The sequence below is a fragment of the Acuticoccus kandeliae genome (assembly GCF_003073115.1).
In genome coordinates, this window is record NZ_QBBV01000004.1 from 508327 (window position 1) to 523879 (window position 15553).

Annotated in this window: 12 protein-coding genes; 3 read left to right on the plus strand and 9 right to left on the minus strand. The window is 69.0% G+C overall.

Annotated elements, in window-relative coordinates; all coding sequences use genetic code 11:
* Positions 1-10: 10 nt before the first annotated feature.
* Entirely contained in the window at positions 11-895 is an 885-nt protein-coding gene (locus DBV35_RS25515; RefSeq protein WP_205648870.1) for a LysR family transcriptional regulator, read from the minus strand.
* Positions 896-1179: 284 nt separating this feature from the next.
* Between DBV35_RS25515 and DBV35_RS25520 the strand changes: the two genes are divergently transcribed.
* Positions 1180-6363, plus strand: coding sequence for a cadherin-like domain-containing protein (locus tag DBV35_RS25520; RefSeq protein ID WP_108663201.1), 5184 nt, complete (start codon positions 1180-1182; stop codon positions 6361-6363).
* Positions 6364-6439: 76 nt separating this feature from the next.
* Here DBV35_RS25520 and DBV35_RS25525 read toward each other — a convergent pair whose 3' ends face one another.
* The 6 genes from DBV35_RS25525 to DBV35_RS25550 are packed head-to-tail and all read right to left on the minus strand — an operon-like array spanning position 6440 to position 12265.
* A complete protein-coding gene (locus tag DBV35_RS25525; RefSeq protein ID WP_108663202.1) occupies positions 6440-7465 on the minus strand; it encodes a Gfo/Idh/MocA family protein in 1026 nt (341 codons plus the stop codon).
* The gene (locus DBV35_RS25530; RefSeq protein ID WP_157961976.1) at positions 7462-8331 is read right to left on the minus strand and encodes an amidohydrolase family protein; all 870 of its coding nucleotides are present in this window, start codon (positions 8329-8331) and stop codon (positions 7462-7464) included. The genes DBV35_RS25525 and DBV35_RS25530 overlap by 4 nt, the downstream gene beginning before the upstream one ends.
* A complete protein-coding gene (locus tag DBV35_RS25535) occupies positions 8315-9376 on the minus strand; it encodes an isocitrate/isopropylmalate dehydrogenase family protein (protein ID WP_108663472.1) in 1062 nt (353 codons plus the stop codon). The genes DBV35_RS25530 and DBV35_RS25535 overlap by 17 nt, the downstream gene beginning before the upstream one ends.
* A gap of 25 nt (positions 9377-9401) precedes the next feature.
* Positions 9402-10712: a TRAP transporter large permease gene (locus DBV35_RS25540; RefSeq protein WP_211100051.1), complete on the minus strand. Its 1311-nt coding sequence runs from the start codon at positions 10710-10712 to the stop codon at positions 9402-9404.
* On the minus strand, positions 10709-11272 hold the full coding sequence (locus DBV35_RS25545; RefSeq protein ID WP_157961977.1) for a TRAP transporter small permease: 564 nt from the start codon (positions 11270-11272) through the stop codon (positions 10709-10711). The genes DBV35_RS25540 and DBV35_RS25545 overlap by 4 nt, the downstream gene beginning before the upstream one ends.
* A 15-nt stretch (positions 11273-11287) precedes the next feature.
* Complete coding sequence (locus tag DBV35_RS25550; protein WP_108663206.1) at positions 11288-12265, minus strand: TRAP transporter substrate-binding protein; 978 nt, start codon at positions 12263-12265, stop codon at positions 11288-11290.
* Positions 12266-12525: 260 nt separating this feature from the next.
* Between DBV35_RS25550 and DBV35_RS25555 the strand changes: the two genes are divergently transcribed.
* The gene (locus tag DBV35_RS25555) at positions 12526-13167 is read left to right on the plus strand and encodes a GntR family transcriptional regulator (protein WP_170135040.1); all 642 of its coding nucleotides are present in this window, start codon (positions 12526-12528) and stop codon (positions 13165-13167) included.
* Positions 13168-13169: 2 nt separating this feature from the next.
* A complete protein-coding gene (locus DBV35_RS25560) occupies positions 13170-13820 on the plus strand; it encodes an aspartate/glutamate racemase family protein (RefSeq protein ID WP_108663208.1) in 651 nt (216 codons plus the stop codon).
* Positions 13821-13967: 147 nt separating this feature from the next.
* Here DBV35_RS25560 and DBV35_RS25565 read toward each other — a convergent pair whose 3' ends face one another.
* Both DBV35_RS25565 and DBV35_RS25570 read right to left on the minus strand, forming a co-directional pair.
* A complete protein-coding gene (locus DBV35_RS25565) occupies positions 13968-14579 on the minus strand; it encodes a ferric reductase-like transmembrane domain-containing protein (protein ID WP_108663209.1) in 612 nt (203 codons plus the stop codon).
* A gap of 4 nt (positions 14580-14583) precedes the next feature.
* Positions 14584-15096, minus strand: a complete 513-nt coding sequence (locus DBV35_RS25570; RefSeq protein WP_108663473.1) for a peptidase associated/transthyretin-like domain-containing protein — start codon at positions 15094-15096, stop codon at positions 14584-14586.
* Between the last annotated feature and the right edge of the window lie 457 nt (positions 15097-15553).

Below are 15553 nucleotides of genomic sequence, written 5' to 3' on the forward strand. Positions count from 1 at the left end.
CGAGGCGCCGTCAGAGGCCGCCCACCTCCGGGCGGAAGGTCTCGACGGCACAGGCGAGGAAATCGGCGACGATCGGCAGACGCCGGTGCTCGTCATTGCAGACGACATATTCGTCGATGCCGATCGCGGCGTCGGCGAGGGGGATGTAGCGCAGGCGCGAGTCGAAGCCGAACTCGAGGTCGGCCGTGACGCCGACGCCGAAGCCCGCCGCCACCGCCTCCCGCACACCCTCGCGCGAGACCACCTCCAGCACGGGGCCGAGCCCCACCCCGGCGCGCGCCAGATTCTGCTCGAAGATCGCCCGCGTGCGCGAACCCCGTTCGCGCAGGACGAAGGCCGCGCCCTCCAGCTCCGCGAGGTTCATCCCTGTCCGCTCCGCCCACGGGTGCTGCGCGGCGACGAACACACCGAGCCGCATGCTCGCGAGCGAGCGCACATGGAGACGGTCGTCGCGCGGAAGCTGCGCGGTGATGCCGATATCGGCGCGATATTCGAGGAGCGTCTCGATCACGCTCTCCGAATTCTGGACCGTCAGCGAGAAGGCGAGGTGCGGACGGCGCGTCTTGAGGAGGCGCAGGATCGGCAGGCAGTGCACCACCCCGTCCGCCGCGACGCGCAGCCGCCCGCCCGCGGTGCGCGGCTGCTTCAGGAGCATCCCCGCCTCGGCGAGGGCGGCGAACATGCGCGAGGTGATCTTGTAGAGCGCCTCCCCGTCCGCCGTCAGCGACACGCCGCGCGCCTTGCGCTCGAAGAGGGCGACGCCGGACGAGGTCTCGAGCTGGCGCACCTGGCCGGACAGGGTGGACTGGCTGATCGCCATTTCCCGCGCCGCCTGGGTGTATCCGCCGGCCGCAGCAACAAAATGAAACGCGCGGAGCTGCGTCATCGAGATCATGACATGCCCGCGATGTCAGGCCGGCAGCCAAGGTCGCGCGCCCTCGAACGCACGGGAAAAGTCGGAACACTTGCAATCATAGGGCGATACAGCACAGGTCTCGTCTCAAGACTTACTTATCGGCCCTGATCGAACGTTTTATGACGTATTGAAAATAGCGATACCGCCCATGGAATATCGGGATATCGGCGGCGACTCGATTTCAAGAACCTGTCACACGCGGCAACTACCCCGGCGGCCATGTCGTCGGCGCCCCAGCGGCGCCCAACAAGGACCGACCCGCCATGGTTGCCATCACCGCCCCCATTCTCGACTTCATGACCCAGCGCGGATCGGACGACCGCGTCATCGACCTCAGCACCGTCTTCTCCGGCGAAGGCCTCTCCTTCTCGATCGAGAGCAGCGACCCGACCGTCGCGGGCGTCACGATCGAGGACGGGCTCCTCACGATCGACTTCCTCGAGACGCTCGGCTTCACCGATCTCGAGATCACCGCGACCGATGCCTCCGGCGAGAGCGTCACCGATTTCGTCCGCGTGCGCGTGACGGGCGAGAACGCCTACACGATCGCCGTCCTGCCGGACACGCAGGACTACACCTCGAACCCCGACCTCTACGACATCTTCGGGAACATGACGGAATGGCTCGTCGCGAACGCCGACAGCCTCAACATCCAGTTCGTGACCCATGTGGGCGACGTCACGCAGCGCAACTCGGCCGAGAATTGGGCCATCGCCGAGGAGGCGCTGCGCAAGCTCGACGGCGTGATCCCCTACTCGCTCGCCCCCGGCAACCACGACCAGAGCACCGACGGGCGCGCGAGCGACCACTCGACGAGCTTCCTCGACAGCCTCTTCTCGCCGGAGAAGCAGGCCGAGGTGAACAGCACCTTCGGCGGCACCTACGACCAGGACCCGACGAGCGCGGCGAACACCTACCACACGTTCGACGCGCCGGACGGGACAGAGTGGCTTGTCCTCTCGTTGGAGTTCGGTGCGCGCGAGGACGTGCTGCGCTGGGCGGGTGATGTGCTGGAGGCCCACCCCGACCACCGCGTGATCATCACCAGCCACTCCATCACCAACTTCGCGAGCCGCCACGATCCGCTCGGCGACCCGGTCTATGCCGAGGGCGCGGGCTACAATTACGGGATGGGCGACGAACTCGCGAACGCCACCGACGGCGAGACGCTGTGGCGCGAGCTCGCCTCCAAATATCCGAACGTCGTGATGACCTTCTCCGGCCACATCTTCGGGGACGGCGCCGAGACGGTCACGAGTTACAACCAGTACGGCCAGCCCGTTCACCAGATGCTGGTGAACTACCAGAACGGCGTCGCGCGCGAGATCACCGGCAACGGCGACGCCTCGCAGGGCTCCAAAGGCGGCAACGGCGCGATCCGCCTCGTCACGATCGACCCGGAGGCGGGCACGATCTCGACCCAGACCTACTTCACCGAGTTCGATGCATACCTCACCGGCGGCCGCACCGAGGGTGAGCTGACCGGCGACTACAAGGAGCACCAGGAGGTCATCTCCGGGCTCGATCTCGGCCCGGTCGTCCCGCAGGCGCTGGCGCTCGCGGGCGACGATCTCTTCCTCACCGCCGAGGCGGGCGAGGAGACGCTCGCCGTCCAGCTCGACGCCGGCCAGTCGCTCGACCCGATGGGCGACATCGTCGAATATCGCTGGCTCGACGCGGACGGCCATGTCGTCGCGACCGGCGAGGCGCCGCTCGTGGATCTCGCGATCGGCCAGCACGTCCTGACGCTCGAGGTGGAGGACGCCGCGGGTCAGGTCACGCGCGACAACGTGCGCGTCGTCGTCAACGGCGACCGGACTCTCTTCTCGGAGAATTTCAACGACGGCGGCGCCGAGGGCTGGACGACGGTCCGCCCCCTCCTCGCCCAGGCGACGAAGTTCGAGACGGCCTCCGAAGCCGGCGCCCCGGCGCTTCCGGGGGGCGATGCCGACATCATGACGATGCCGGCGCTCGAAGGCACGCAAGGCTATCTCGTGCAGCCGGGCTTCGACCCGTCGACCGGCGACGATTTCGAGTCCTACACCATTATGATGGACATCCTGGTCTATGACGGCCAGGGCGACTACTTCTCCTTCTTCCAGAACGACCTGTCGAACGAAGAAGACGCCGTCATCTTCATCGAGAACAACGACGACGGGACGGGCAGCCTGGAAATCCTGCGCGGCCGCCACGGCACGATCAATTATGGCGAGTGGCACCGCGTCGCCTTCACCGTGGAGAAGGTCGACGGCGAGACCGCGACGCTGAAGAAGTACATCGACGGCGTGATGGTCGGCGAGCAGTCCGTCCCGCTGGAGCGGATGGCGATCGACGGCGAGGGCGGCTTCCTCCTCTTCGCCGACGACAATGGCGAGAGCGGCAAGGCCCATGTCGGCAGCGTCGTCTTCTCCGACCGCGTCTTCACCACCGAGGAGATCGAGGGCTATGGCGCGGCGAACGCCGCGGCGCCGCTGACGAGCGTCGACGAGCGGACGGTGCAGTTCGACTTCGCGAACGGCTTCGAGCCCAGCCTCGGGGAGGCGACCGTCACGATCGTCGACCCGAAGGGCGATGCGCTGGAGACGCTCACGGAGTTCGGCACCACCGAGGAACTCGGCGCGCCGGCCCTTCCGGGCGGCGACGGCGACATCATGTTCTTCCCCGCCCCCGGCGAGAAGCAGGGCTTCGCCGTGCAGCCGGCGTCCGGCGAGGCGGAGATCAAGACCTACACCATCATGATGGACATCATGGTGCCCTCCGGCCAGGGCCGTTACCTCTCCCTCCTCCAGACCGACCCCGACAACGCCAATGACGGCGACATCTTCATCCGCAACAAGAATGACGGATCGGGGACGGCCGAGCTCGGCGGCGGCGGCTATGACGGCACATTCGCCTACGACGAATGGCAGCGCGTCGCCCTCGTGGTCGAGGAGCAGTCGGACGGCAGCCTCACCCTGTCGAAATATATCGACGGCGCGCTTGTCGGCACGCGCACCAACATCGACGCCTCCCGCTTCACCCTCGACGGGGAGAAGGGCTTCTACCTCTTCACCGACGAAGACGGGGAGATGAACGACGCCTATGTGAGCAGCGTCGTCTTCAGCGAGACCGCCTTCAGCGCAGAGGCGATCGCGGCGCTCGGCGGCGCGGACGCCGACGGCATCCTCGATGCCGCCCCGGACGCGGCGACCACGCAGTTCGACCTCGCGGGCGATCTCGACGCCACCTTCGGCGACGCGACGCTCGACTTCCGCGACGAGTCCGACCTCGGCCTCTGGATGGTGAAGGGCAGCGTCCACTCGCGCGTCGGCGACCAGACCGGCCTCTCCGCCCCGGAAGGCGCGCTCTATTATTCGCAGGACAATGCCGACAAGACGCTGATCTGGAACGACCCCGCCGCGCTCGGCTGGTCCGACTATGTCTTCGACCTCACCATCCGCTCCACGGACGACGACACGATCGGCGCGGTGTTCTACTTCCAGGACGAGAGCAACCACTACCGCGTCACCTTCGACGCGGCGCAGAACACGCGTCAGCTCGTCAAGGTGGAGGACGGCGTCGAGACGCTGCTCGCCGAGGCGACGGGCGGCTATCGCTTCAACGACGACATGGCGCTCAGGATCGCGGTCGTCGGCGATGAGATCACCGTGCTCCTCGACGGCAAGGACGTGTTCGACGGACCGGTGCGCGACGCGACGCCGCTCGATGGCGGCACGGTCGGCGTCTATGCGAGCAACGAGCGCAGCGCGATCTTCGACAACCTCACCGTCAACGCGGTGAGCCTCACGGCGCACGGGGAAGCGGCGCTCCGCACCATCGACGAGGACGGCACGGGCGCGGCCTATGTCGACCTCTCCGCCTCGTCGAGCTTCGGCCCGGACGAGATCCGCACCTATCGCTGGATGCTCGACGGCGAAGAGATCGCCCGCGGCCGTGAGGTCTCGGTCGCCCTTCCCGCCGGCACCGAGGGCGTGACGCTCGAGGTGATCGACGCGAAAGGCGCGGTCGCGACCGACTTCGTGAAGGTCGACGTGGTGGGCGCCGAGGACGTCCTCTTCAGCGACGATTTCGAGGGCGAGAGCCTCGACAATTGGACGATCGTCGACGAGGGCGATCTCGGCGGGCCGTCCGACTGGCAGCTTGCCGACGGGCGCCTCTATCAGATGTCCGACATCCACTCGAAGGAGCTCGTCTTCGAGGGGGCGTCCGCGTCCGACCCGTGGGAGCGCGGCTGGAGCCCGCTCGGCGATGGCGCGAACGCGCTGCGCAAGGGCACCTACGCGCTCTATAACGGGGAAGAGGCGGCCGACTGGGCGCACTACTCGGTCGAGGCGCGGATCGAGACGCCGGACACCAACGGCTTCGGCGTACTCTTCCACTACCAGGACGCCGAAAACTACTACAAGCTCGAGCTCGACAACGAGAGCGGCCTCTTCCACCTGCGCCGCATGGTCGACGGGTACGAGAAGACGCTGGCGCAGGTTCCGGCCCAGTACGAAGTCGGCGCCCCGATCGACCTGCGCGTCGACATCGTCGACGGGAAGATCCAGGCCTACGTCAACGGCGAGGCGCTGTTCGCCCTCCCGATCGAGGACCACGCCCTCGAAACCGGCACGTTCGGCCTCTATTCGTGGGCGAGCGAAGGCATCTCGTTCGACGATGTGAAGGTCGTCGCCCTCGCCGGCACGCCCGTCAACACCGACCCGGTCGCGGCGGACGATACCGGCTTCACGACGGCGGTGGACACCGCGCTCACGCTCGCGGCGGCCGCCCTCCTCGCCAACGACACCGACGCGGACGGCGACGTCCTCTCGATCGTCTCGGTCGGAAATGCGGTCGGCGGCGCGGTCTCGCTCGACTTGGACGGCAACGTCCTCTTCACGCCCGAGGCGGACTTCACCGGCGAGGCGACCTTCACCTACGAGGTCTCTGACGGACGCGACGGCACCAGCTCGGCGACCGTGTCGGTCTCGGTCACCGACCCCTATGAGGGCTGGACCGTCGGCACCGACGGCAACGACCTGATGCGCGGCCGCCTCTTCCGCGCCGACCAGCTCTATGGCGGCGAGGGCACCGACGTGATCCGCGGCGGCGCGTTCGCCGACGTCATCGACGGCGGGGCGGGCAACGACCGCCTCTTCGGCGGCCTCGGCGACGATGTCATCATCGGCGGCGAGGGCAACGACCGGATGCGCGGCGGGTTCGGCGCCGACACCTTCGTGTTCGGCGAGAATTCCGGCACCGACATCATCCTCGACTTCGACCCGCGGATGGACCGGATCGACCTGTGCGGCCTCGGCTTCGACAGCTACGAGGACGTGCTCGATGCGATGCGCGCCACCTCGCGCGGCATCACGATCACCCTCGACGAGGGCGAGAACGACACCGTCTTCCTCGACGGGATCCGCCTCGCGCGCCTTGCCGAGGATGACTTCCTGATCGGCTGACCGGCCGCTACGAAAAAGGCGGGGCCGGTCGATCCGGCCCCGCCATCTCTCGGGTGCAACAGAGCCCCGCCCCCGCCTATCCCGCGGCGTCCGCGTAGGCCGCCTCCAGGAGGCGGATCGTCTCCAGATTGTCCGCGACGTCGGTCTCGAAGGGTTCGCCCGAGGCGAGGCATTCCACGAAATGGCGGATCGCGGCGTCGAAGCTCTCCTGGTACGCCGTGTCGTGCTCGTAGCCGATCGTCTCGGCCCGATCGCCGAGCAGCGAGAGACGATCCTCGCACATCACGATGCTCGCGCGACTGCCGATCAGCTCCACCCGGTCGCGGCTCGATGGCGCGAAGCCGGGGCAGGCATAGTTCCCGTCGATCACCAGGGGCGCGCCCTCCCCCGTCTCGAAGAGGAGCGTCGCCAGCGTCTCGCCGGTCACCGCATCGCTCATCCGCCGCCGCCGCGCCGCGACGAGCCGGAGCGGGCCGAAGAGCCAGCGCGCGACGTCGATATGGTGGATCAGGCTCTCGGCAATGAGGAGGCGCGGCTCGGTGCGGAACATCGGCTGGCGCTCCAACGCGGGGGACCGGCCCGTCGCGTCCGGCAGGATGCCCGAGCTGCGGATCGAGATCGTGCCCGATGCCAGTTCCCCGAACCGGCCCTCGGCGAGCCAGGCGGCGATCTGTCGATAATAGGGCCGGAAGCGCCAGTTCTCGTGGACCATCAGGCGGATGCGGTCGGCGACCTCGGCCGCGAGCGCCTCCGCTTCGGCAAGGTCGACCGCGAGCGGCTTCTGGCACAGGACTGCGATGCCGTGGGCGGCCGCGGTGCGCACCAGCGCCGCGTGCGTCTCGCGCGGTGTCGCGATATCGAGGGCGTCGATCTTCTCATGCGCGAGGAGCGCGTCGAGGCTCCGATAGTCGCGCGCGATGCCGAACGCCGCCGCCCGCGCGCGGGCGCGCTCCGCGTCGGGGTCGATGATCGCGCAGAGCTCGACCCCGTCGACCCGGCTCCAGGCGATCAGATGATAGAGGCTGATCATCCCCGCCCCCGCGATCGCGACGCGCAGGGGCCTGCCGGACGGAAGCGGCCGCCCGCCATGCGGCGCGCTCATCGGAACAGCGCCTCCGGGTTGTCGCGGAAGAGCCGCGCGGCGTGATCGCCGGCAAGGCGCAGCGCGATTTCGGCCTCGGCGACGTCGTCGACCTCGGCGAAGCCGGACTGGCCGTCGCCGAGCGGCGTGTGCGGCCAGTCCGAGCCCCACAGCACCCGCTCCGGCGCGACCTCGAGGAAGCGCGCGAAGGCGGCCGCCTGATTGGCCCGCACGTGGGGCGCGGGCGCCGCGCGGCTGACGCCCGACAGCTTGACCCAGACCCCGTCCTCGCCCGCGATCGCCGCCGCCCGCGCGAGCGCCGGCGCGAAGTCGGCCGCGGCAAGGTCGAGCCCCATGAGATGGTCGAGGACGAGGCACACGCCGAAGGGGACGACCGCCTCCACGATCGCCTCGGCGAAGGCGGCCGTCGTGTTCACCTCAACATGCCAGCCGGTGCCTTGGAGACGCCGCGCCAGCGCTGAGAGGTCGCCCGGCACGGCCCCAACATCGGCGATGCGCCCGCGCGGATTGACGCGGACCCCGCGGACCCCCGCATCATGCCAGCGCGCGATGGTGCGATCGTCGAGGCTGTCGGCGCTCGCGGCGATGACGGCCCGCCCCTCGCGCCCGAGCCCGCCCAGCGCCTCGAAGAGGCAGCCATTGTCAGCCCCGTAGACGCTCGCCTGGATCAGCACGATGCGCGCGGCGCCGATCCGCGCCGCGTGGGCGCACGCGTCCTCAAGGCGCGCCAGCCCCGGCGTGTAGCGGCGCGTGGCGGCAAGGGGATGGCGCGCCGGGTCGCCGAAGACGTGGACATGGCAATCCCACGCCCCGCCGACCGCGGCGAGCGGCGGCCGAGGCGCCGCCATCTCAGGCCGAGACGGCATCCGCCACGACCTTGGCGAAATCGCGGGTGCCAAGCGCCCCGCCGAGATCGCGCGTCCGCGTCGCCGGCTGCGCGAGCGCGGCATCGATCGCCGTGTTGATCGCGGCGGCGGCGTCGGCGAATTCGGGCCGCCCCTTCGTCTGGGCGAGCCAGTCGAGCAGCATCGCGGCGGACAGGATCAGCGAGGTGGGGTTCGCGATCCCCTGCCCCTCGATGTCGGGCGCCGAGCCGTGCTGCGCCTGCGCGACGCACATCGTCTCGTTGGCGTTGATGGAGCCGGCGACGCCGAGCCCGCCCGACAGCTCCGAGGCGAGGTCGGAGAGGATGTCGCAGTAGAAATTGGTCGACACGATCACGTCGAAGCGCGAGGCGTCGCGCACCAGCCAGGCCGCCATCGCGTCGACGATATATTCGTCGAGCGTGACGTCCGGATAGTCCGCCGCGACGCTGCGCACCTCCTCCAGGAAGAGGCCGTCAGTCAGAATGAAATTGTTCGCCTTGTGGACGGCGGTGACGTGCTTCCTGCGCCGCCGCGCGAGCTCGAACGCGGCGATTGCGATGCGCCGGCAGCCCTTGCGCGTGATCTTGCGCATCGAGATGGCGACGTCGTCGGTGGGCATGAACTCGCCCTTGCCCTTCACCATGTTGCGGTCGGGGTACATGCCCTCCGTCGCCTCGCGCATGATGACGAGGTCCATGTCGGTCCCGCGATGGGGAACGCCCGGCCGCGTGCGCGCCGGCCGGACATTGGCGTAGAGGTCGAGCCGGGTGCGGAAGGCGGCCGAGACGTTCACGCCGCCCTCGTCGCGCCCCGGATAGTCGAGGTGCGAGATGGGGCCGAGCACGGTCCCGTCCGCGGCGCGGGCGATGTCGAGCACCGCGTCGGGGAGCGTCGTCCCGGTCGCGTGATAGGAGGCCCAGCCGATCTCCATCGTCTCGTATTCGAGGCCGAGGCCGAAGCGGCGGTCGGCCGCGTCGAGCACCGAAACGGTCGCCGCGGTGATCTCCGGCCCGATGCCGTCGCCGGGCAGTATCAGAAGTTTCATCATGTCCTTCGAGCGGTTGGGCGCCCTAGCCCGCGGCGCGGAAGCCGAGCAGGCGTGGCAGCCAGAGGCTGATATCGGGGAAGAGGACCAGGACCACCGTCAGCCCCAGGAGCATGACGATGTAGGGGAAGGAGGCGCGCACGAGCTGGTCGAAGCGCAGGCCCGTCACCCGGATCAGCGCGTAGAGCACCATGCCGACCGGCGGCGTCAGCAGCCCGAGCGTCAGCGCGAGCGTCATCACGATCCCGAAATGGATCTCGTTGATCCCGAAGCGCTGGACGATCGGCATCAGGATCGGCGTCAGGATGAGGACCGCCGGCGTCTGCGCCATGAAGCAGCCGACGATCAGCCACAGCACGAGCAGGAGCAGGAGGAGCACGCGCGGGCTGTCTGTGATCGAGGCGAAGAACGAGGCGAGCTCACCGGGCACGCCGCTGCGGATCAGGAGCACCCCGAGGACCGAGGTGAACGCGATGATCAGCATGATCACCGCCGTGTCGATGAGGGTGCCCCGCAATTCCTCCAGGACCCGCCGCAACCCGATCTCGCGATAGACGAGCGTCGTGATGATGAGGGCGTAGAGCGCCGCCACCGCCGCCGCCTCGGTGGGCGTGAAGAAGCCGGCATAGATGCCCGTCATGATGATGATGGGGGTCATAAAGGCGAGGAAGGCCGGGCGCAGGCTCTCCCAGATCGCGAGGAGCGTGACGCGCGACCCGGCCGGGAAGCCGTAGACCCTGGCGCTGTAGGCGACCCAGCCCATGAAGAGGCCCGCCATCAGGATGCCGGGGATGATCGCGGCGAAGAACAGGGCCGCGACCGAGACCTGCGCCTGCACCGCGTAGGCCACGAGCACGATGCTCGGCGGCAGGATCGGGCTGATCAGCGAGGACGCGGCGGTGATGCCGGCGCTGAAATTGTGGTTGTAGCCGGCGCGCGTCATGGCGCGGAACTCGATCTGCCCGAGCCCCACCGCGTCAGCGGTCGCCGAGCCCGACATGCCCGCGAAGAACACACTGCCGAGGACGTTCGCGTGGCCGAGGCCGCCGCGCACAGGCTGCGTGAGGACGGCGACGAAATTGAACAGCCGGTCGGTGATCCCGCCGGTGTTCATGAGGCGCCCGGCGAACAGGAAGAACGGGATCGCGAGGAGCAGGAAGTCGTTCATCTTGTCGAGGCTCGTGCGGGCGAGCATCGTCGCGACGCGCGGGTCGAGGATGTCGCCGAAGAGCCAGGCCGCGCCCGCGACCGAGGCGACGCCGGCGGCAAAGCCGACGGGCATCCCGAGGCAGATGAGCGCGATGATGAGGACGAGGGTGATGAGGGCGACCATCATCGCAATTCATCTCCCGCCTTGAGGAGACGGCCCTGCCGCACGATGTCGGCGAGGATGAAGACGATCATCATTGCGACGCCGAACGCCTCCACCGCATAGAGCGCGGCGACCGAGAGCCACGGCAGCGTCACGAAGATCGCGTTGGCGTTCAGCTGCATCAGGATGAGCGCGCCGCGCAGCCACAGGACGAGCAGCCCGATGATGGCGATGTCGAAGCACACCGTCAGCATCGCCTTCGGACGCGGCGCGAGCTTGCCGAAGAAGAAGTCGACGACGATGTGCTCCTCGCGGCGGACGGCGAGCGCCATCCCGATCATCATCGCGCTGAGGAAGACGACGCGCGCGAACTCCTCCGTCCAATCGGCGGAGATCGCGAGATAGCGCGCGAAGACCTGGGTGAGGGTCGAGAGCATCATGATCGCGAAGGCCGTCAGCGCGACGACCTCCATGACGCGGTCGACCCGGTCGAGGACGCCCTTGCGCGGGCGGGCGGCGCCCGCCGGACGGTCGGCGGGGCGCTCGGCGTCGGGGAGATCGACGCCCACGGGAGCTGGTGTCACGATCCGACGCGGCCTCTACTGGGCGGCCTTGCGGATATCGTCGAGGAGGCCCGGCCGGCAGTTCTTCGCGGCGAACTCCTCGACGATCGGCTGCGCGACCTTCTGGAAGGCCGGCACGTCCGATTCCACGACCTCGACCCCATCCGCCTTCATCTTCTCCAGAAGCTCGGACGATTCGGTCTTCACCGCCTCGTTCAGCCAGTCCATCGCCTCCTGGAGGGTCTCGTCATAGACCGTCCGCTGCTCCTCCGAGAGGCTATCGAGGAAGGCGGTGTTGGCGGTGACGACGTTGTAGCTCTGGACGTGGCCGGTGAGGTTGATCGTCTTCTGCACTTCGTAGAAGCGGTTGCCGAAGATGGTCGGGATCGGGTTCTCCTGCGCGTCGAACACGCCCTGGCGCAACGCGCCATAGAGCTCGGAGATCGGCAGCGGGCCGGGCAGCGCGCCGTAGGCGGAGAAGACCTGCGAGCGCAGCGGATTGGTGACGCGGATCTTGACGCCGGCAAGGTCGGCCGGCTCGCGGATCGGGCGGTCGGCCGTCACCTCGCGCGCGCCGCGGGCGCCGACGGCGACGATCTCGATCCCGTAATCCTCGCGCAACTTGTCGGACACCTCCTTGCCGAGTTCGCCCGTCCACACCCGATAGCCGTGGTCGGAATTGTCGTAGACATACTCGGCCTCAAGGCACTGATAGGCGGGCAGCAGGCGGTGGACGACCACCGGGCCGGCGATGTGCGCCTGGATTTCGTTGGTCGCGAGCTGCTGGAGGAGCTCCTGGTCGCCGCCCAGCGCGCCGCCGGACACGAAATCCATTTCGAGATCGCCCCCCGACCGCTCCGCGAGCGCATCGCGCCAGCGCATCATGGCGCGCGAGGAGAGGTCTTCCGGCCCGTTCGTGGTCGCGAGCGTGAACGTCACGGCGCTGGCGCCGGTGGTGCCCGCGACGATGGCCACCGCAGCGACCGTGGCGATTCCCAAGAGCTGCTTCCGCATAGCGTCCCTCCAAATTATGCGTTGTTTTTATTTACGTATGCGCATCGAACCATTGCGCATGGGCACTGTCAAGCAATCACCCCGCCACTGCGCCTGGAATTGGCACGCCGGATCGGAAAACGCCGCGGAATCAAGCAAGAGATGCGGAAATCCCGGCTATTCTCGGCTTATTGACGTATACGCTGCTCGCACTTACGCTCGCGCCATCGCGGCAGGGATTGGAACAGTCGATGTCAGGAGTGCAGGAGCGGCGGTCTCTGGTGGACACGGCCTATGCCGAGCTGAAGCGCCAGATCCTCTCGACCGAGCTCGCGCCCGGCACGCGCCTCCTTGAGGAGGAACTCGCCATCCGCCTCGGGATGAGCCGCACGCCGGTGCGCGAAGCCGCCATCCGCCTGCAGCAGGAGGGCCTCATCGAGATCGTGCCGCGCAAGGGTTTCCGCGTCACGCCGATGTCGAAGCGCGCCATCCAGGAGGTCAACGAGGTGCTCGAATGCCTGGAGATCCAGGCGGCCGAGCGCCTCGCCGCCCGCCGCATCTCGCCGGAGGATCTGAAGCTGCTGGAGGCCGCCGTCGAGCAGATGGACGAGGCGCTGGAGAAGGACGAGCCGCTCGCCTGGGCCGCGGCCGACTATGCCTTCCACACGCTCCTGATCGAATTGTGCGGCAACGCCCATCTCACCGAGGTCGCCCGCAATTTTCTCGACAAGGCGCACCGTTTCCGCCTGCTCACCCTGCCGCTGCGCGCGAAGCCCGTCTATTCCAACGTGAACCACGCCGCGGTGATCGAGGCGGTTCGGCGCAACGATCCGCAGACCGCCCAGGACATCCATCGCGCCCACAAGCGCCGCTGGGCGCGCGAGCTTGCCGAAATGCTCGAACGCCTCGACCTTCCGGAGTAGACATGACCCGTATTGCCCTCATCCATGCCGTCGCCGTCGCGATGGCGCCGGTCAGCGACGCGTTCGCGGCCCTGTGGCCGGACGCCGACGCGATCAGCATCTTCGACGAATCGCTGAGCCCCGATCGCGCCCGCGACACCGACCTCACCGACACGATGACGAAGCGCATCGGCGATCTCGGCCGCTACGCGCTCACCACCGGCGCGGACGGGATCCTCTACACGTGCTCCGCCTTCGGGCCGGCGATCGCGGGCTTCGCGGCGACGACGCCGAAGCCGGTGCTGCGGCCGAACGAGGCGATGTTCGACGAGGCGCTCGGCTGCGGGACGCGCCTCGGGATGCTCGCCACATTCGGCCCGTCCGTCGCTTCAATGGAGGCAGAGTTCCAGGAGGCGGCCGCCGAGCGCGGCGTCGCGGCCACGGTGGAGACCGTCCTCATCGAGGAGGCGATGCGTGCCTTGAAGGGGGGCGACGCGGAGACCCACAACCGCCTCCTCGCCGAGGCCGCGCCGCGGCTTGCCCACTGCGACGCGGTGATGCTCGCCCATTTCTCGACCTCGCGCGCCTACGAGGCCGTCTCGGCCACCATCGACGCGCCCGTTCTCACCGCCCCGCGCGCCGCCGTCGCCGCCCTGCGCCAGCGCGTCGGGTAGCGAGCGGTGCGGCCCTGGCGCGCTTGGCTCTGAGTTTGGAACAGCCTCACCGAAGAGCCATCGCGCCGGATTGATGAAGCGCGCACGCGTGTCCTGCTCGACTACATTCGGGCGGAGCGGCGTGCCCCTCCCCCGCCGCGGCGGATCTCAGCCGCCGTGGCGGGCGGGGCGCGTGCGTGCAAGCTGGTCGACGACCACCTTGGCGACCGCCGCGAGGACGAGCGCGCAGAGCGCCGCCTTCGACACCATCCCCATCGTCCCCTCGATCAGCATCGCGTGGACCACGCTGCCGACGGCGATCACCACCGCGAGCGACACGTGCCACAGCCGCCAGAGCGCCGGCCTCAGGCGCAGGCGCCGGCGCAGCAAGGCGAGGAGCGCCGCAGCGAGCACCGCCCACATGGCGATGACGCCCCACACCGAGAACGGCGTCGGCGAGCGGAAGAGCAGCGCGTCGAGGACGTCGGGCGGGCTCGTCAGCGCCAATCCCAGGACATGGATTGCCACCGCCGCCGTCAGCGCGGCGCCGACCCAGCCGTGGATCCGCCGCCCCCGCCGCGGCGAAATCCCAGGCAGGAGGCCGTCCGCCAGGAGCGGCTGGAGGAGCAGGAAGCCCATGCCGACGACGCCCGCGAACCCGGCGGCGATGTAGATGGGATCGCGCCAGGCAAGGAGCGGGCTCGCCGCCGCGACGGCGACGGGCACGACAAGGGCGGCGCCGAGCGCCGCCCAGGTCAGGATCGCGCGAAGGGGAATCACCCGGTCAGACGGGCCGCAGGACGAAATCGGCGCTGAGGCGCGTCTCGCGCGCGCTGCGCATCACCGGACGCAGGAACACGGTCTCGAAGCCGTTCTCGTCGAAGTCGGCATCATAGGCGAGGTGGCCGTGCGGTTGCCCGAAAGCGGGCACGATCTGCGGCATCTCCATGCGGAAGACGCCGTCGGCGCCGGTCATGGTCGCGCCATGGCTGCGCTCGTCGCGCTCGTGCCCCTCGGTGGTGTGCGCCCAGATCTGGATCCGGATCCCCTCAAGCGGGGCCCCGTCACCCGCGCGCCGCACCGTGCCGGTCATCCAGAAGCCACCGCCCCCGATGCGCGGAACGAGGGGCGCGCCGGGCCGATAATTGTTGGCGCCGCCGCGCATCGTCGGCGTCGGCGCAAGCCCGGCCGCCCGCGCCGGCACGACGAGCCCCGCGGCGCCCGCCGTCAGCGCCGCCCCGGCCGTCGCCGCCCCGGCCAGGAGAATGGCGCGACGGGTCTGCAGCGATTGAGCCATCATTCTCTCTCCTCTTGCGCGGGAGGATCGCCCCACCACGCCGTTCGAGATCAAACGCGCGCACCCGGCAGCGCTCACATGCAGCCCCCATCCGGGCCGCCAGCGCCCACCACACGGCGCGCGCCCCGGATCGCACCCCGGCCCAACGGCCACAAATGCCGCGAACGAGGCCCCGCCCAGGACGTCAGACACAGCAAAAGTCACCAATCCTCGGACCCACGCAATTCACGACCCCGTGCGCGCGCCATCGCGCCGCGCCGGGGTGCTGGGAGAGGGTGGGACTGGCCTTGGCGACTGCTTCCCGCGGATTGCGAGCTTATGTAGGGCGGCTCTGGCCCGACGCTGCGGGAGCCGGGTCAGAGTGGATGCGAAGACCACCTGCGACTGGCCGTTCGCAAAGTTTCGACGTCGCACGCGGGCCGATGTGCGCACTCGGCAAGTTGCCGAATGAGGGTCG